General features: G+C 66.8%; 10 protein-coding genes and 1 tRNA gene. 2 read left to right on the plus strand and 9 right to left on the minus strand.

What is annotated here, in order from left to right; all coding sequences use genetic code 11:
* Nucleotides 1-39: 39 nt before the first annotated feature.
* The 5 genes from uvrB to polA all read right to left on the minus strand — a co-directional run bounded on the left by uvrB (nucleotide 40) and on the right by polA (nucleotide 8,993).
* On the minus strand, nucleotides 40-2,103 hold the full coding sequence (gene uvrB, locus BJQ94_RS09590; RefSeq protein ID WP_265400999.1) for an excinuclease ABC subunit UvrB: 2,064 nt from the start codon (nucleotides 2,101-2,103) through the stop codon (nucleotides 40-42).
* A 9-nt stretch (nucleotides 2,104-2,112) separates the two neighbouring features.
* Complete coding sequence (gene coaE / locus BJQ94_RS09595; RefSeq protein ID WP_265400998.1) at nucleotides 2,113-2,757, minus strand: dephospho-CoA kinase; 645 nt, start codon at nucleotides 2,755-2,757, stop codon at nucleotides 2,113-2,115.
* A gap of 157 nt (nucleotides 2,758-2,914) precedes the next feature.
* Entirely contained in the window at nucleotides 2,915-4,372 is a 1,458-nt protein-coding gene (rpsA, locus tag BJQ94_RS09600) for a 30S ribosomal protein S1 (protein WP_066595554.1), read from the minus strand.
* A 220-nt stretch (nucleotides 4,373-4,592) separates the two neighbouring features.
* Nucleotides 4,593-6,269, minus strand: a complete 1,677-nt coding sequence (locus BJQ94_RS09605; protein WP_265400997.1) for a DUF885 domain-containing protein — start codon at nucleotides 6,267-6,269, stop codon at nucleotides 4,593-4,595.
* A gap of 27 nt (nucleotides 6,270-6,296) precedes the next feature.
* Nucleotides 6,297-8,993 carry a DNA polymerase I gene (polA, locus tag BJQ94_RS09610; RefSeq protein ID WP_265400996.1) on the minus strand — a complete coding sequence of 899 codons (2,697 nt, stop codon included), beginning with the start codon at nucleotides 8,991-8,993 and terminating at the stop codon, nucleotides 6,297-6,299.
* A 58-nt stretch (nucleotides 8,994-9,051) separates the two neighbouring features.
* On the opposite strand from polA, the gene BJQ94_RS09615 reads away from it, so the two are divergent.
* On the plus strand, nucleotides 9,052-9,492 hold the full coding sequence (locus BJQ94_RS09615) for a hotdog fold thioesterase (protein WP_265400995.1): 441 nt from the start codon (nucleotides 9,052-9,054) through the stop codon (nucleotides 9,490-9,492).
* 110 nt (nucleotides 9,493-9,602) lie between these two features.
* Here BJQ94_RS09615 and BJQ94_RS09620 read toward each other — a convergent pair whose 3' ends face one another.
* Nucleotides 9,603-10,208 (minus strand): response regulator, encoded by a 606-nt coding sequence (locus BJQ94_RS09620; protein ID WP_066595563.1) that lies wholly within the window; start codon nucleotides 10,206-10,208, stop codon nucleotides 9,603-9,605.
* Nucleotides 10,209-10,246: 38 nt separating this feature from the next.
* Here BJQ94_RS09620 and BJQ94_RS09625 point away from each other — a divergent pair.
* Nucleotides 10,247-10,332: transfer RNA gene (locus BJQ94_RS09625), tRNA-Leu, on the plus strand.
* Between the two features lie 296 nt (nucleotides 10,333-10,628).
* Here the strand turns inward: BJQ94_RS09625 and pyk are convergent.
* The 3 genes from pyk to gltB form a co-directional block, all read right to left on the minus strand.
* The gene (gene pyk / locus BJQ94_RS09630) at nucleotides 10,629-12,074 is read right to left on the minus strand and encodes a pyruvate kinase (RefSeq protein ID WP_265400994.1); all 1,446 of its coding nucleotides are present in this window, start codon (nucleotides 12,072-12,074) and stop codon (nucleotides 10,629-10,631) included.
* A 90-nt stretch (nucleotides 12,075-12,164) separates the two neighbouring features.
* The gene (locus tag BJQ94_RS09635) at nucleotides 12,165-13,622 is read right to left on the minus strand and encodes a glutamate synthase subunit beta (protein WP_265400993.1); all 1,458 of its coding nucleotides are present in this window, start codon (nucleotides 13,620-13,622) and stop codon (nucleotides 12,165-12,167) included.
* Nucleotides 13,615-18,192: a glutamate synthase large subunit gene (gene gltB, locus BJQ94_RS09640; RefSeq protein WP_265400992.1), complete on the minus strand. Its 4,578-nt coding sequence runs from the start codon at nucleotides 18,190-18,192 to the stop codon at nucleotides 13,615-13,617. Before gltB ends, BJQ94_RS09635 begins: the two co-directional genes overlap by 8 nt.
* Nucleotides 18,193-18,197 lie beyond the last annotated feature (5 nt).

Here is an 18,197-nt window from a genome sequence, read left to right on the forward strand (position 1 = left end):
GAGCCGCACTGGGAGCCGCCGGCGCGGCTCCCGGCGCGGTTAGCCCAGGTGGCCGGCCTTCTCCATTTGGCGCAGCTCCCGCTTGAGTTCGGAGACCTCGTCACGCAGTCGGGCGGCGAGCTCGAACTTGAGCTCACCGGCGGCCTCGAGCATCTGTCCGTTGAGATCGGCGATGATCGACTCGAGGTCGTTGGCCCCGTTGGCGGCCAGGCCTTTCCGCATCGACGGCGTGGGGCTGCGGCGCCGGGCGTCGCGGCCGGCAAGCAGCTCGGCGGTGTCGGCCTCCTCGCGGGCGAGGACGTCGGTAATGTCGGCAATCCGTTTGCGCAGCGGGGTCGGGTCGATGCCGTGCAGGGTGTTGTACTCGACCTGCTTCTCCCGGCGACGGTCGGTCTCGTCGATGGCCCTGGCCATCGAGTCGGTGATCCGGTCGGCGTACATGTGCACCTCTCCGGACACGTTGCGGGCGGCACGGCCGATGGTCTGGATCAGCGATGTCGACGACCGCAGGAAGCCTTCCTTGTCGGCGTCCAGAATCGCCACCAGGGAGACCTCGGGCAGGTCGAGGCCCTCGCGCAGCAGGTTGATGCCCACCAGCACGTCATACAGTCCCTGGCGCAGCTCGGTGAGCAGCTCCACCCGCCGCAGCGTGTCGACGTCGGAGTGGAGATAACGTACCCGCACGCCGGCCTCGGTGAGGAAGTCGGTGAGTTCCTCGGCCATCTTCTTGGTCAGGGTGGTCACGAGCACACGCTCGTTGCGGTCCACCCGCAGGTGGATCTGCTCGAGCAGGTCGTCGATCTGGCCGGCGGAGGGCTTCACCACGATCTGCGGGTCGATCAGGCCGGTCGGGCGGATGATCTGCTCGACGATGCCATCGGCGATGCCCATTTCGTACTTACCCGGCGTGGCCGACAGGTACACGGTCTGGCCGACGCGGCCCTTGAACTCGTTCCACTTCAGCGGCCGGTTGTCCAGAGCGCTGGGCAGCCGGAAGCCATGCTCGACGAGGGTGCGCTTGCGCGAGGAATCCCCCTCGTACATGGCGCCGATCTGCGGCACGGTCACGTGCGACTCATCGATAACCACGAGGAAGTCGTCGGGAAAGTAGTCGAGCAGACATTTTCCTGCTTCCCCGGCGCCTCGACCGTCGATGTGCCGGGAATAGTTCTCGATGCCCGAGCAGAAACCGATCTGCTCCATCATCTCGAGGTCGAAGTTGGTGCGCATGCGCAGCCGCTGGGCCTCCAGAAGCTTGCCCTCGCGCTCCAGCTGACCCAGGCGCTCGGCCAGTTCCTCCTGGATCGTTCCCATTGCCCGCTGCATGACGTCGGTGCTGGCCACGTAGTGCGACCCAGGGAACACCGAGACGGCATCGAGCTTCTTCACAACGTCGCCGGTGAGCGGATGCAGGCTGTACAGCGCTTCGATCTCGTCGCCGAACATCTCGATGCGGATGGCGAGCTCTTCGTACATCGGGATGATCTCGATGGTGTCGCCGCGCACCCTGAAGTGACCGCGGGAGAAGTCAATGTCGTTGCGTTGGTACTGCATGGCGACGAACTTGCGGATCAACCAGTCTCGGTCCACTTTCTGGCCCACCTGGAGGGCCACCATGGCCTCGAGATAGCCTTCCGGCGTGCCGAGGCCGTAGATGCAGGAGACCGTGGACACGACGATGACGTCCCGCCGGCTGAGCAGCGAGGTGGTGGTCGAGTGCCGCAGCCGCTCGACCTCCTCGTTGATCGAGGAGTCCTTCTCGATGAAGGTGTCGGTCTGCGGCACATACGCCTCAGGCTGGTAATAGTCGTAGTACGAGACGAAGTACTCGACGGCGTTGTTGGGCATCAGCTCACGGAACTCGTTGACGAGCTGCGCGGCCAGGGTCTTGTTGTGCGCGAGCACCAGTGTGGGCCGTTGCACCTGCTCGATGAGCCAGGCCGTGGTGGCCGACTTGCCTGTGCCGGTGGCGCCGAGCAGCACGATATCGGTTTCGCCGGCATTGATGCGGCCGGTGAGCTCGGCGATCGCGGCGGGCTGGTCGCCGCTGGGGGTGTACTCGCTCACCACCTCGAACGGGTGAACGGCGCGGGTGGGTTCCATGCTTCCAGTCTAAGGAGCCCCACCGACACTGGTGTCGGAGTGGGCGCCGAGCTGGTGCGCGCTGAGCCGATCGGTCCAGAGCCTGTCGACCTGGCCGAGGGTGTCGTCGAGGGACCCCATCGAGTCGATGACCACGTCGGCGACCGCGAGGCGGTCAGCGTCACCGGCCTGGGCGCCGATGCGGCTGCGGGCGTCAGCCTCCGGCATGCCGCGCAGCTCGACCATGCGTGCAACCCGGGTTTCGGCGTCGGCGTGTACCACCACGATCAGGTCGAAGGGGTGGCCGACGGAGGCCTCCACCAGCAGGGGCACGTCGTAGACCACCACGGCATGCGGGTCGGTCCGTTCAGCGGCGGCGATGGCCGCGCTCGAGAGAGCGCGCACGGCAGGGTGCACCACCTTGTTGAGCACACTGAGTGCGGCGGGGTTGCCGAACACGATCGAGCCCAGCCTGGCGCGGTTGAGGCTGCCGTCGTCGGCGATGACCTCGTCGCCGAAGATCTCGCCGATGCGGGCCAACGCATCCGTGCCCGGCGCGACGGCGGCGCGGGCGAGCTGATCGGCGTCGATCACCACGGCTCCGTGCTCGGCGAATCGCTTCGCCACCGTGCTTTTCCCCGATGCGATCCCGCCGGTCAACCCAATCAAGTACACGCCCCCATGCTAGAACCTCGCGAGCCGTGAGTTTGACCCCGAAGATTCCGATTCTTCGGGGTTCAGCTCACGGCTCGCGGGCGGGGTTAACCGGAACAGGCCGGGCCCCAGTGGGGTCCGGCCTGTTCGTGTCCCGGCCGAAGCCGGGAAGGTGTTCCTAGTTGTTGCTGGACAGCTTCTCGCGCAGGGCGGCAAGCGCCTCGTCGTCGGCGAGGGTGCCGGCTCCGGCGGTCTCGCTGGAGAACGAGTTGCCAGCGGCGGACGCGACATCGCCGGGGGCGATGATCTCGTCGTTCGCGGATGCGACCTGCTTCTTGTGAGCTTCCCAGCGAGCCTGGGCTGCAGCGTAGTCCTGCTCCCACTTCTCGCGCTGGGTCTCGAAGCCTTCGCGCCACTCGTTGGTCTCCGGGTCGAAGCCCTCGGGGTACTTGTAGTTGCCCTGGTCGTCGTACTCAGTGAGCATTCCGTAGAGTGCCGGGTCGAACTCGGTGCCCTCGGGGTCGACACCATCGTTGGCCTGCTTGAGGCTCAGCGAGATGCGGCGACGCTCGAGGTCGATGTCGATGACCTTGACGAACACCTCGTCGCCGACGGAGACAACCTGCTCGGCGAGCTCAACGTGCTTGCCGGAGAGCTCGGAGATGTGCACCAGGCCCTCGATGCCCTCTGCAACGCGAACGAACGCGCCGAAGGGGACGAGCTTGGTGACCTTACCCGGTGCAACCTGGCCGATGGCGTGGGTGCGGGCGAAGACCTGCCACGGGTCTTCCTGCGTCGCCTTGAGGGACAGGGAGACGCGCTCGCGGTCCAGGTCGACCTCGAGGATCTCGACGGTGACTTCCTGACCGACCTCGACGACCTCGCTGGCGTGCTCGATGTGCTTCCAGCTGAGCTCGGAGACGTGAACCAGACCGTCAACGCCACCCAGGTCGACGAACGCACCGAAGTTGACGATCGACGAGACGACGCCCTTGCGGACCTGTCCCTTCTGGAGGTTGTTGAGGAAGGTGGTGCGGCTCTCGGACTGAGTCTGCTCGAGCAGCGCGCGACGCGACAGGACCACGTTGTTGCGGTTCTTGTCGAGTTCGAGGATCTTGGCCTCGATCTCCTGGCCCAGGTACGGGGTCAGGTCGCGGACACGGCGAAGCTCGATGAGCGACGCGGGCAGGAAGCCACGCAGGCCGATGTCGACGATGAGGCCGCCCTTGACGACCTCGATGACCGAACCGGTGACGACTCCGTCGGATTCCTTGATCTTCTCGACGTCGCCCCATGCACGCTCGTACTGAGCGCGCTTCTTCGACAGGATGAGACGGCCTTCTTTGTCTTCCTTCTGAAGAACGAGTGCCTCGACCAGGTCGCCGACCTTGACGACCTCAGAGGGGTCGACGTCGTGCTTGATGGAGAGCTCGCGGGAGGGGATGACACCCTCGGTCTTGTAGCCGACGTCGAGGAGGACCTCGTCGCGGTCGATCTTCACAACGGTGCCCTCGATGAGGTCGCCGTCGTTGAAGAATTTCAGAGTCTTTTCGACCGCGGCAAGGAAGTCTTCAGCAGATCCGATGTCGTTGATGGCGACCTGCTTGGGTGCCCGTTCGGTCGTTGCGATTGTCATGTAGTAGTTGCTCCAGGATGGACATATTCGGGCCAGAAGGGAGGGACGTGCGATCTAAGTTCAAGTTCCGCGACTGGCAACGGCTAATTCGTCACAAGCGTGACAGTAAAGCTTAGCTGTTTCCGGGCGCCCCGGGCAACCCGCCCGACGGCGTATGTCGCGGTGAACCCGAACCGCGCGATGCGTTGATCGCAGCGGGCCGGGGACGGGAGTGCGCCGGTCAGGGAAGCAGGGCCGTGCGGAGGGTGTCGAGGCCGACGCCGCCCAGGTCGAGGGCCCTGCGGTGGAAGTCCTTGATCGAGAAATCAGCGCCGGCCTGGGCGGCTGCCGAGTCGCGCAGTTCCTCCCAGATGCGCTGGCCCACCTTGTAGGACGGCGCCTGCCCGGGCCAGCCGAGGTAGCGGTTGACCTCGAACTTGACGAAACCGTCGTTCATGTTCACGTTTTTCGCCAGGAAGTCGAACGCGTATTCCGCGGTCCAGGTCTGCGAGCCGTCGGGCACCTTCTTGCCCAGGTGCACGCCGATGTCCAGCACCACGCGTGCGGCGCGCATCCGCTGCCCGTCGAGCATGCCCAGCCTGTCGGCAGGGTCGTCGAGGTAGCCGAGCTGCTCCATCAGCCGTTCGGCGTAGAGCGCCCAGCCCTCGGCGTGTCCTGACGTGCCGGCGAGCTGGCGGCGCCAGGTGTTCAGCTTCGCCCGGTTGTACACGGCCTGGCCGATCTGCAGGTGGTGGCCGGGGATGCCCTCGTGATAGACCGTGGTCAGTTCCCGCCAGGTGTCGAACTCGGTGACGCCGACGGGCACTGACCACCACATGCGGCCAGGCCGGGAGAAGTCGTCGGTCGGACCGGTGTAGTAGATCCCGCCCTCCTGGGTGGGCGCGATCATGCACTCGAGGCGACGGATCTCTTCGGGGATGTCGAACTGGCTCTCGCCGAGTTCGGCCACGGCCCTGTCGCTGGTCTCCTGCATCCAGCGCTGCAGCGCGTCGGTGCCGTGGAGCTTCCTGGCCGGATCGCCGTCGAGGAATTCGATGGCCTCGAGCACGCTGGCGCCCGGCTTGATCTGCCTGGCCACACTCTCCTGCTCGTCCACCATCCGGGCGAGTTCCTGGATGCCCCACTCGTAGGTCTCGTCGAGGTCGATGGTGGCGCCGAGGAAGCGGCGGGAGCTCAACGCGTACAGGTCTCGGCCGATGGCGTCCTGCTCGGTGGCGCGAGGGGCAAGGTCGTCGGCGAGGAAGGCCGCGAGCCGCTCGTAGGCGGTCGCGGCGGAACGAGCGCCCACACCGAGGTCGGTGGCCAGGGACGCCGGCAGCGATCCGCTCTCGAGTCCGGCCTCGGCAACGAAGTGGTTGAAGAACCCGTCGTTGGCGGCGTTGCGCCTGGCCTGTCCGAGTACTTCCATCACCTGGCGGCGGGCGGGCGTGACGCCCTGTTCGATGCCCAGCCTCAACGTCTCGATGTAGCCGTCGATCGCGGCGGGAACGGCCTTCAGCCTGGCCGAGATGTTCTGCCAGTCGTCGACTGTGCCGGCGGGCATCAGGTCGAAGACCTCGCGGATCTCCTGCGCGGGCGACGCGATGACGTTGAGGTCGCGCAGGTGCAGCCCCGCCGCGGAGCTTTCCAGGTCGAGCGCGAGGGTGCTGCGGAGGTCGGTGCGGGTGACGTCGTCGATCGAGTCGACGGCTGGCGTGGCGTCCAGGGCGCCGATGACCTCCGTGGCCGCCTGCACGTACCGATTGTGCCCGTCGGGTGAGTAGTCGGCGAAGCCGGACCCGTCCTTGGACCGGCCGATGTACGTGCCTACAGTCGGGTCAAGGTCGACCAGGGTGTCCACCCACTGTTCGGCGATCTGGTCGACGGGAGTTGGAGTCCGCTGTTCGTTCAGAGTCATGCAGAGAGCCTAGGACACCACCATGGGCTAATGGGCGGCGGCGTCCCAGTTGGCGCCCCTGCCCACCTGTACGTCCAGGGGAACGAGCAGGTCTGCCGCGGTTTCCATCCGGTGGGTGACCACGGCGCGCAGGGCATCCCATTCGCCGGGTGCGACCTCGAAGATCAGCTCGTCGTGCACCTGCAGCATCATCCGGCTGGCCAGGTCCTGGTCGCGCAAGTCTGCGGCGATGTTGTTCATGGCGATCTTCATCAGGTCGGCGGCCGAACCCTGGATCGGGGCGTTCAGAGCGGCCCGCTCGGCGTTGTCGCGCAGCACCCGGTTCGGGCTGTTCAGTTCGGGGAACGGCCGGCGGCGGCCGAAGATCGTGGTGGTGTGCCCGTCGAGCTTGGCCTGCTCCACCACCCGGCGCAGGTAATCGCGCACGGCGCCGAACCTGGCGAAATAGTCGGCGATGAGCTGTTTCGCCTCGCGGGACTCGATGCGCAGCTGCTTGGACAGCCCGAAGGCGCTCAGCCCATAGGCCAGGCCGTATGACATGGCCTTGACCTTGTTGCGCATCTCCCCCGTGACATCCTCCGGGGCCACGCCGAAGACGCGCGCCCCGACGAAACGGTGCAGGTCTTCCCCGGCGTTGAACGCCTCGATGAGGCCGGCATCCTCGGAGAGGTGCGCCATGATCCGCATTTCGATCTGGGAGTAGTCGGCGGTCAGCAGGCTCTCGCTGCCCTCTCCGGCATGGAAGGCGGCGCGGATGCGGCGGCCCTCCTCCGTGCGCACCGGGATGTTCTGCAGGTTCGGGTCGGTGGACGAGATCCGACCGGTGGCGGTGCCGATCTGCACATAGGTCGTGTGGATGCGCCCGGTGCCGTCGATGGCCTTGTCGAGAGTCTCGACGATCTGGCGGAGCTTCGTGGCGTCACGGTGCTTGAGGAGCAGGTCCAGGAAAGGGTGCGGGTTGCTGGCCTGCAGGTCGGCCAGGGCCCCGGCATCCGTGGTGAAACCGGTCTTGTTGGCCCGGGTGCGGGGCATCCCCAGCTGGTCGAAGAGCACCTCCTGGAGCTGCTTGGGCGAGCCGAGGTTGACCTCACGGCCGATCTGGGCGTACGCGCCGGCGGCCAGTTCGGCTGCGGTGTCGCCGAGCTGGGTCGACAGTGCGGCCAGCTCGTCGTGGGCCACGGCCACGCCGGCCAGTTCCATGCCGGCCAGGGTCATCAGGGTGGGCATCTCGATGTCGGACAACACTGAGCGGGAGCCCTCGTCCAGCAGGGCCACGAGTGCCGCCGCCAGGCGCACCGTGTACCAGGAATCGACAGCGACGCCGCCGGCCAGGCTCTCGTCAGGTACCAGCTGATTGGGGTCGACGACGGGCAGGGTCTCGTCCAGGTAGCGGGTGACGAGATCAGCGAGGGACTTGTCCGGGCCGCCAGGTCGCAGCAGCCAGCCGGCCACCAGGGTGTCGATGGCGAGTCCGTCCAGCGTGAGGCCGGCCCGCAGCAGAGCCTTCACCTGCGGTTTGGCATCGTGCATGACCTTGGGGCTTGGGCCGGCGAGCCACTCTTCGAGCGGCAGGTAGTCGGCGCGCCCCGGCTGCCAGGCCACCGTGGCGGTCTCGGTGGCGGTGGCGAGGCCGAAGCCGATCGGGAGGCCGTCGAGCAACTCCACCGTGACGGAGAGCGCCGTTCCGGCCGTGGTCACCCTGTTCAGCCAGGTGGCGAGCTCCTCGTCGAGCAGTTCGCGCTGTACGGGCGCCTTGGCGGCGACGGGCACCTCGGGCGCAGGGGCGGCCGGAGCGACGGCGGCGTTGCCGTCCCCGTTGCCGTTGCCGTTGCCGTTGCCTTCGAGCTTGATGACCCGATCGAGCAGGGTGCGGAATTCCAGCCGTCCGAAGACGTCGCGCACGGCGTCCTCGTCGATGGGGCCGCGCACCAGGTCGTCGAGTTCGACGGGCAGGTCGAGGTCGGTGACCAGGCGGTTGAGTCGACGATTCCGGATCGCATTGTCTTTCTGCTCGCGCAGATTGGCACCGACGACACCGGTGATCTCATCGGCGTGTTCGAGGATCGCGTCGAGGCTGCCGAATCGGTCCAGCCACTTGACGGCGGTCTTCTCACCGACCTTGCTGATCCCGATCAGGTTGTCGCTGGTCTCCCCCACCAGCGCGGCGATGTCCGGGTACTGCTCGGGGGCGATGCCGTACTTCTCGCGGACCTTGGCCGGGTCGTACCTGGTGAGCGCCGAGACGCCCTGGCTGGCCGGGTAGAGCAGGGTGACGCTCTCGTTGACCAGTTGGATGGTGTCCCGGTCGCCCGACACCACGTACACGTCGAAGCCCTCGGCGCTGCCGCGCACCGACAGCGTCGCGAGGATGTCGTCCGCCTCGTAGTCGTCCTTGGTGAGCGTGGTGATGTTCATCGCTTTGAGAGCCTCCTGGAGCAGGGGCACCTGGCCCTTGAACTCCGACGGCGTGATAGCCCTGGTGCCCTTGTACTCCGGGTACTCCCGGGTGCGGAACGAGTACCGGGAGATGTCGAAGGCCACGGCGATGTGGCTCGGCTTCTCGTTGCGCAGCAGGCTCAGCAACATCGACAGGAACCCGTGGATGGCGTTGGTGTGCTGGCCGTCCCGGGTTTGGAAACTGTCGATGGGCAGGGCATGGAACGCCCGGTACGCCAACGAGTGGCCATCGATGATCATCAGGGTAGGCTTTTTGGATTCCGACACAGTCCCAGCCTACAAGCCGCCTTTCGGATGGGGCTGAGCAGAGCTCACGAGGGTGACCATGACCGAGCACGACAAGCTCACGCACGACACCGATTTCCTGGCCTGGACGAAGGCACGCGGAGCCGGTGACCTGGCGGACAAGATGGGCATCGAGTTCACCGAGTTCTCCCTCGATCGCGCGGTGGCACGCATGCCCGTCGAGGGAAACACCCAGCCCGCCATGTTGCTGCACGGCGGCGCATACGTTGTCATGGGCGAATCGCTCGGGTCGATGTCGGCCAATCTGCACGCGGGCCCCGGCAAGATCGCCATCGGCATCGAGATCAACGCCAGTCACACCGGGTCGGCCACCTCCGGATTCGTCACAGCCGTCTGCACGCCGATCCACCTGGGCCGCACGCTCACAACGCACGAGATCGTGGTCACCGACGACAAGGGCCGGCGCTGCTCGACCATCCGCATCACCAACCTGATCATGGACCGGCCAGCCTCGGTCTGACGCCGCCCCGACCGCGAAAAAGCGGGCCCCTCGAGGAGGGGCCCGCTTTCTTCGTGACGGGGGGTGGTGGCGCGAGCTGTTTCTTGGCTCGAGCTACTTCTTGGCTTGAGCTACTTCTTGGCTGAGAGCTGCTCGATGATGGCCTGGGCGACGTCGTGCATGGTCAGGCGGCGGTCCATGGACGCCTTCTGAATCCAGCGGAACGCCTCAGGTTCGGTCAGACCCATCTTCTCGTTGAGCAGGCCCTTGGCCCGGTCGACGAGCTTGCGGGTCTCGAAGCGCTCGACCAGGTCAGCAACCTCGGCCTCGAGGGTGATGATCTGGCTGTAACGCGAGAGGGCGATCTCGATCGCGGGCAGCAGGTCGTTCGGGGTGAAGGGCTTGACCACGTAGGCCAGGGCGCCGGCTTCGCTCGCGCGCTCGACCAGTTCCTTCTGGCTGAACGCCGTCAGCAGTACGACAGGGGCGATGTGTGCCTTCGTGATGCGCTCCGCGGCGGAGATGCCGTCGAGGTGCGGCATCTTGACGTCCATGATCACCAGGTCGGGGCGGAGCTCTGTGGCGAGGGCCACGGCGGTCTCGCCGTCGCCGGCTTCGCCAACGACCTCGAATCCGTTGTCTCGGAGGATCTCGACGATGTCGAGCCTGATGAGGGATTCATCCTCCGCTACGACGACGCGGCGGGGGGGTACTGGAGTTGTCTCTTGGTCGGTCACAGCCAAAAGCCTACGGTATTCTGGTGCAGGTGTTGTGAGCCGGTGTGGCGGAATGGCAGACGCGGAGCACTCAAAATGCTTTGTTCGCAAGGACGTGTGGGTTCGAGTCCCACCACCGGTACCACTTCACCGCATGCCCGTCCCCCGGTTTCACCCCGGCGGCGGGCATGCGGTGTCTCTCCCCCGCACGGCTTCCCCCGGTATTCGCACCCGGCTCCCAGCGGCCGCACACGCCCCGCTCAGCCGTCGCTGTGCCGATTTCGCAACCGTGGCCGCCATCGGGCTGCACGGGCGCTCATCGGGCCTGCACGGCTGTTCAGCGGCATCGGGCCGGGGGTGCCGGTCGGATAGACGACAACGGCCCCGCGGAGTGTTCCGCGGGGCCGTGTCACACCGGATGGTGCCGGTGGGTGCTGCTGTCTACTGCTGGGCGTACGCCGGAGCGACACCGTTGTGGGCGTCACCGATGCGGTGAACCCGGATGTCGTTAGTGGAGCCGGCGATTCCGGGAGGGGAACCGGAGATCACAACGACCTTGTCGCCGATTTCAGCCAGGCCCTGGCCGAGCAGGATGTCGTCGACCTGACCGAACATCGAGTCGGTGTGGGTGACCGGGTCGACGAGGTAGGTCTGCACGCCCCAGGTGAGGGCGAGGCGACGGCGGATGCCGGCGTCCGGCGTGAAGGCCAGCATCGGAATCGAGGAGCGCAGGCGCGACATGCGTCGCGCGGAGTCTCCGGACTCGGTGAAGATGCAGAGGTACTTGGCCTCGACGAACTCGGCGACCTCGATGGCGGCCAGCGTGATGGCGCCGCCCTGGGTGCGCGGCTTGTTGGTGAGCGGTGCGATCCGCTCCAGGCCGTGCTCCTCGGTCGAGGACACGATGCGGGCCATCGTCTGAACGGTGACCACCGGGTACTCGCCGACGCTGGTCTCGCCACTGAGCATGACCGCGTCAGCGCCGTCGAGAACGGCGTTGGCGACGTCGGACGTCTCCGCGCGCGTCGGAACGGGGCTGTGGATCATCGATTCGAGCATCTGCGTCGCCACGATGACGGGCTTCGCCATCCGGCGGGCCAGCTCCACGGCGTGCTTCTGCACGATCGGAACGGCTTCGAGCGGAAGCTCGACGCCCAGGTCGCCACGGGCGACCATGATCGCGTCGAAGGCGTCGACGATGCCCTCGAGGGCCTCGACGGCCTGCGGCTTCTCGATCTTGGCGATGACGGGAACCTTGCGGCCCTCCTCTGCCATGATCTCGTGCACCCGGTCGATGTCGGCCGCATTGCGCACGAAGGACAGCGCGATGAGGTCGGTGCCGAGACGCAGGCCCCAACGCAGGTCCGCCTCGTCCTTTTCGGACAGGGCGGGAACGTTGACGGCAACGCCGGGCAGGTTGATGCCCTTGTTGTTCGACACCGGGCCGGCGACGATGACCTGGGTGGTCACGACGGTGCCGTCGGTCTCGACGACCTCGACCTTGACCTTGCCGTCGTCGATGAGCAGGAAGTCGCCCGTCTTGACGTCGTTCGGCAGGCCCTTGTAGGTCGTGCCGGACAGTTCCTTGGTGCCGAGGATGTCTTCGGTGGTGATCTTGAAGATGTCGCCGACGGCGAGGTCGTACGGGCCGCCCTCGAACTTGCCCAGGCGGATCTTCGGACCCTGCAGGTCGACCATCACCGCGACGGCGCGGCCGGAGTCGTTCGCGGCCTTGCGCACGTTGGCGTAGACGCCCTCGTGCACTGTGTAGTCGCCGTGGCTCAGGTTCATGCGGCAGACGTCGACGCCGGCGTCGATAATGGCGCGGATCTGCTCATAGCTTGATGCTGCCGGCCCGAGGGTGGCGACGATTTTCGCGCGTCTCATAACTGGTGGATCTCCGGTTTCCGCGCCGGTATGGCGCATTTGTGCGTTCGGTTGGGTGGAGAAATGGGCAGCGGAATTCAGTTCGTACGCTCAGATGGCAAACGAATGATCCGTCGGCTTCACCGGGGCGGGCAGTTGAGTCTCGCCTTCGAGAAACCGATCGACGGCTGCCGCGGCAGCGCGCCCTTCGGCGATCGCCCATACGATGAGCGACTGACCTCGGCCTGCATCTCCGGCAACGAATACACCCTCGTGGCTGGTCTGGTAATCACTATCACGCACGACATTACTCCGGTCGTCGAGCGGTAAGTGCAGCTCATGGGTCAGTTCGGTGCTGTCGGGGCCTGTGAAACCCAGTGCCAGCAACACCAGATCGGCGGGAATTTCTCTTTCGGTTCCGGCCTTGGGGACACGCCGGCCGTCGAGGTATTCGGTCTCAGCGACGCGGATGGCGCGCACTTCGCCGGCCTCGTTGGCCAGGAATTCGATCGTCGACGCGAGGTACTGCCGGGTGCCGCCCTCTTCGTGGGCGCTGGAGACCTCGAACAGGGTCGGGGACATCGGCCAGGGCTGGTGCTCCGGCCGACTGTCGCCCGGCTGCTTGCCGATGGCGAGGTTGGTCACGGAGGCGGCGAGCTGGCGGTGGGCTGTGCCGATGCAGTCCGCGCCGGTGTCACCGCCGCCGAGGACAACGACGTGCTTGCCTTCAGCGATGATCTGGTTGTCGACGGTGTCGCCAGCGCCCACCTTGTTCTGCTGAACGAGGTATTCCATGGCGAAGTGCACGCCGGGCAGGTCGCGGCCGGGGATGGGCAGGTCGCGGGGAACCATCGCGCCCGTCGCGATGACGACGGCGTCGTACCGTGCCCGCAGATCGGCCCAGGTGATGTCCACACCGATGTTGACGCCGGCGCGGAACCGGGTGCCTTCAGCGGTCATCTGGGCGAGACGGCCGTCGAGGTGCTTCTTTTCCATCTTGAAGTCGGGGATCCCGTAACGCAGCAGCCCGCCGATGCGGTCGTCTCGCTCGAAAACGGCCACGGTGTGGCCGGCTCGGGTGAGCTGCTGGGCCGCTGCGAGCCCGGCCGGGCCGGAGCCGACGACGGCGATGGTCTTGCCGGTGAGCCGTCCGGGGGGCTGGGGGGTGACCCAGCCTTCCGCGAAGGCCTGGTCGATGATCGAGACTTCGACCTGCTTGATCGTCACGGCTGGCTGGTTGATGCCGAGCACGCACGCCGACTCGCAGGGTGCGGGGCAGAGCCGGCCGGTGAACTCCGGGAAGTTGTTGGTGGCGTGCAGCCGTTCGATGGCCTGCCGGCCCTCGTCACGCCAGGTGAGGTCGTTCCACTCCGGGATCAGGTTGCCCAGCGGGCAGCCCTGGTGGCAGAACGGCACGCCGCAGTCCATGCAGCGACCGGCCTGGCGCTTGAGCACGGCGGAGTCGCCGGCCTCGTAGACCTCTTTCCAGTCCATCAAACGGATGGACACCGGACGACGGGGCGGGAGTTCCCGCTCCGTGGTCTTCAGGAATCCTTTCGGGTCAGCCATTGGTTACCTCCAAGATGCGGTTCCAGACCACGTCGCCGTCGGGGTCGAGCCCCTCGGCGACGGCGCTCTGCCTGGTCGCCAGGACGGCCGCGTAGTCACGCGGCAGTACTTTGACGAAGTTCTTCATTGTCGTGTCGCGGTCGGCGAGCAGCCGCGCAGCGAGCACGGAGTCGGTCTGCGCGAGGTGCTGTTCGAGCAGGTCGCTGACGATCTCGATGTCGGCGCTGCCGAGAGGCAGCAGCGTGAGTTCGCCGGAGTCCAGCGAGTCGCGGTTGACCAGTTCCGAGCGCAGCTTGTAGATGTACGCGGTTCCACCGGACATGCCCGCACCGAGGTTCCGGCCGGTCTCGCCGAGGATCACGGCGAGGCCACCCGTCATGTACTCGAGGGCGTGGTCGCCGACGCCTTCGACGACGGCGGTGGCACCGGAGTTGCGCACCAGGAAGCGTTCTCCCACGATGCCGCGGATGAACATGCTGCCCAGCGTCGCACCGTAGCCGATGACGTTGCCGGCGATCACGTTCTCCTCGGCGGCGAAGACGCTCCCGCGGTCGGGGCGAACGACGATCTGTCCGCCGGACAGGCCCTTGCCGACGTAGTCGTTCGAGTCGCCCTCGAGACGCAGGGTGATCCCGCTGGGCAGGAATGCCCCGAAGGACTGCCCGGCCGACCCGGTCAGGGTCACATCGATCGAGCCGGCCGGCAGGCCGTTCTCGCCGTGCCGCAGGGTCACCTCGTGGCCGAGCATGGTGCCGACGGCGCGTTCGGTGTTGCGGATGGGCAGTGCGATCTTGATGTCGCCGCCGTGCTCGAGCACGTTGGCGCTTTGGCGGATGAGCTCGTTGTCGAAGTGCTTCTCCAGCTCGTGCTCCTGCTCCCGGCGGGACTGGCGGGGTTCGCCGGCAGAGAAGTCGGGGCCGACCAGGATCGGCGCCAGGTTGAGCCCTGATGCCTTCCAGTGGTTGAGGGCGCCGTTCACGTTCAGCAGTTCCTTACGGCCGGTGGCCTCTTCCAGGCTGCGGAAACCGAGCTCGGCGAGGTACTCCCGCACCTCCTGGGCGATGAACTCGAAGAAGTTCACGACATAGTCGGCCTTGCCGCTGAACCGCTTGCGCAGCTCGGGGTTCTGCGTGGCGACGCCGACGGGGCAGGTGTCCAGGTGGCAGACCCGCATCATGATGCAGCCCTCCACGATGAGCGGGGCGGTTGCGAAACCGAACTCTTCAGCGCCGAGCAGGGCGCCGATGACGACATCCCGGCCGGTCTTGAGCTGGCCGTCGACCTGAAGCACGACGCGGTCGCGCATCCCGTTGAGCATGAGCGTCTGCTGGGTTTCGGCCAGGCCGAGCTCCCAGGGTGTGCCGGCGTGCTTGAGCGAGTTGAGCGGGCTCGCGCCGGTGCCGCCGTCGTGTCCGGAGACCAGGATCACGTCGGACAGCGCCTTGGCGACGCCGGCTGCGACGGCGCCGATACCGGACTGGCTGACCAGCTTGGTGTGGATGCGCGCCGTCGGGTTGGCCCGTTTGAGGTCGAAGATCAGCTGTTTGAGGTCTTCGATGGAGTAGATGTCGTGGTGCGGTGGCGGCGAGATGAGGCCGACGCCGGCGGTGGCGTGCCGGGTGCGGGCGACCCACGGGTACACCTTCGTCGGCGGCAGCTGACCGCCCTCGCCGGGCTTGGCGCCCTGGGCGAGCTTGATCTGGATGTCGTCGGCGTGGGTGAGGTACATGCTCGTCACACCGAACCGGCCGGACGCGACCTGCTTGACGGCGCTGCGCCGTTCGGGGTCGAGCAACCGGTCCAGGTCTTCACCGCCCTCACCGGTGTTGGACTTGCCGCCCAGCCGGTTCATGGCGATGGCCAGGGTCTCGTGCGCCTCCTGGGAGATGGAGCCGTAGCTCATCGCCCCGGTGGAGAACTTCTTCACGATCGACGCGACAGATTCGACCTCGTCGATCGGGACAGCCTTCCGCTGGCCGACATTGAACGCGAACATGCCGCGCAGGGTCATCAGGCTCTCCGACTGGTCGTCGACGAGCTTGGTGTACTCCTTGAAGATGTCGTAGCGGCGGGTCCGGGTGGAGTGCTGCAACCTGAAGATGGTCTCCGGGTTGAACAGGTGCGGGGAGCCGTCGCGGCGCCACTGGTACTCGCCACCGGTCGCGAGGCGTTCGTGCACGGTGACCGCCGCATCCTGCGGGTACGCGCCGGCATAGCGTTCGAGGTTCTCGGCCGCGATGACGTCGATGCCGACGCCGCCGAGCTTGCTCGTGGTGCCGGTGAAGTACTGGTCGATGAACTCCTGGCTGAGTCCGACGGCTTCGAAGGTCTGCGCGCCGGCGTAGGACGACACCGTGGAGATGCCCATCTTGGACATGATCTTGAGGACACCCTTGCCGAGCGCCTTGATCACATTCTTCACGGCCTTTTCGGGCGTGACAGTGGTGATGAAGCCGCTGCGGACGAGATCCTCACAGGTCTCCATGGCCAGGTACGGGTTGACCGCGCTGGCGCCGTAGCCGATCAGCAGCGCCACGTGGTGCACCTCGCGCACGTCGCCGGCCTCGACCACGATGCCCACCTTGAGGCGGTTCTCGGTGCGGATGAGGTGGTGGTGCACGGCGGCGATCATCAGCAGCGACGGGATCGGGGCGAGGTCCTTCGAGCTGTCCCGGTCGGACAGCACGATGAACAGCGCGCCGGCCTCGATGGCCGCGTCGACCTCGTGGCACATCTCCTCGATGCGGCTGGAGAGCGCGCCGGGGCCGTCGTCGAACCTGTACAGCCCGCGGATGGTCGTGGTGGTGCGGCTGCCTGGCGACGTGTCGATGTGCTGGATCTTGGCCAGCTCGTCGTTGTCGATCACCGGGAAGTCGAGGACCACCTGGCGCGCGTGCGCGGGTCCCGCGGACAGCAGGTTCAGTTCGGGGCCGAGGCCGAGCTTGAGGCTCGTGACCACTTCCTCCCTGATCGAGTCCAGCGGCGGGTTCGTCACCTGGGCGAACTGCTGGGTGAAGTAGTCGAACAACAGCCGGGGACGTTCGCTGAGCACGGCGATGGGCGTGTCGCTGCCCATGGCGCCGAGCGGTTCGGCTCCGGTGCGCGCCATCGGGGCGAGCAGGATGCGCACCTCCTCTTCGGTGTAGCCGAAGGTGCGCTGGCGGCGCACGACGGATGCCGGCGGGTGCACGATGTGCTCACGCTCCGGCAGGTCCTTGAGGTTGATCCGTCCGGCGTCGAGCCAGGAGCCCCATGGCTCGCTCGCGGCGAGCTCGCCCTTGACTTCTTCGTCCTCGATGATGCGGCCCGCCTCGGTGTCGACGAGGAACATCTTGCCGGGCTGCAGGCGGCCCTTGCGCACGACGCGGGCCGGGTCGACGTCGAGGACGCCGATCTCGCTGGCGAGCACCACGAGGCCGTCGTCGGTGATCACGTAGCGCCCGGGCCGCAGGCCGTTGCGGTCGAGGGTGGCGCCGACGAGGGTGCCGTCGGTGAAGACGATGGCGGCGGGGCCGTCCCACGGCTCCATCAGCATCGAGTGGTACTCGTAGAACGCCCGGCGGTCGCGGTCGAGCCCCGGCTGGTTCTCCCAGGCCTCTGGCACCATCATCATGACGGCGTGCGGCAGTGACCGGCCGGACAGGCTGAGGAGCTCGACGACCTCGTCGAAGGAGGCCGAGTCGCTGGCGCCGGGAGTCACGATCGGGAACAGCGGACCGAGGTCGCCGAGCAGTTCGGATTCAAGCTGCGACTGGCGTGCGCGCATCCAGTTGCGGTTGCCCTGCACGGTGTTGATCTCGCCGTTGTGAGCGATCATGCGGAACGGCTGGGCGAGCGGCCAGGACGGGAACGTGTTGGTGGAGTACCGCGAGTGCACCAGCGCCAGCTTCGAGGTGAAGCGTTCGTCGGAGAGGTCGGGGTAGAACGGCTCCAGCTGCAGGGTGGTGACCATGCCCTTGTAGACGATGGTGCGGCAGGACAGCGACGCGAAGTAGGTGTCCAGTTCGCGCTCGGCGCGCTTCCGCAGCCGCACGGCCTGGCGGTCCAGGTGGATGCCGGTGCGCGCCAGTCCGTCTTCGCCGGTGAGCGCGCTCGACACGTAGAGCTGCTGGATGGCGGGCATCGCGGCGCGCGCCAGGTTGCCGACCTCGTCGGGGCGCACGGGAACCTCGCGCCAGCCGAGAACGACGAGGCTCTCTTCTTTCGCGATGGCTTCGATGGCGCCCTTGACCGCTGAGCGGCCGGTGGGCTCTGTGGGCAGGAACACGTTGCCGACGGCGTAGCGGCCCGCTTCGGGCAGCTCGAACGTCGAGACTGCCCTGAAGAACTCGTCGGGGATCTGGGTGACGATGCCGGCACCGTCGCCCGTTCCGGCGTCGGAGCCGACGGCACCGCGGTGCTCGAGGTTGCGCAGGGCGTCGAGGGCGCGCGTGATGATGTCGTGTCCGGCCGTCCCCCGCAGGGTGGCGACCATGGCGAGACCACAGGCGTCGCGTTCGTCGTGCGGGTTGTAGAGCCCCTGGGCTGCGGGAACACTACTGAACCGGGAGAAGAGAGGTTGCTGCGTCATTAGAC

It is taken from the genome of Cryobacterium sp. SO2, assembly GCF_026151165.2.
In the GTDB taxonomy this organism is placed as follows: Bacteria; Actinomycetota; Actinomycetes; order Actinomycetales; family Microbacteriaceae; genus Cryobacterium.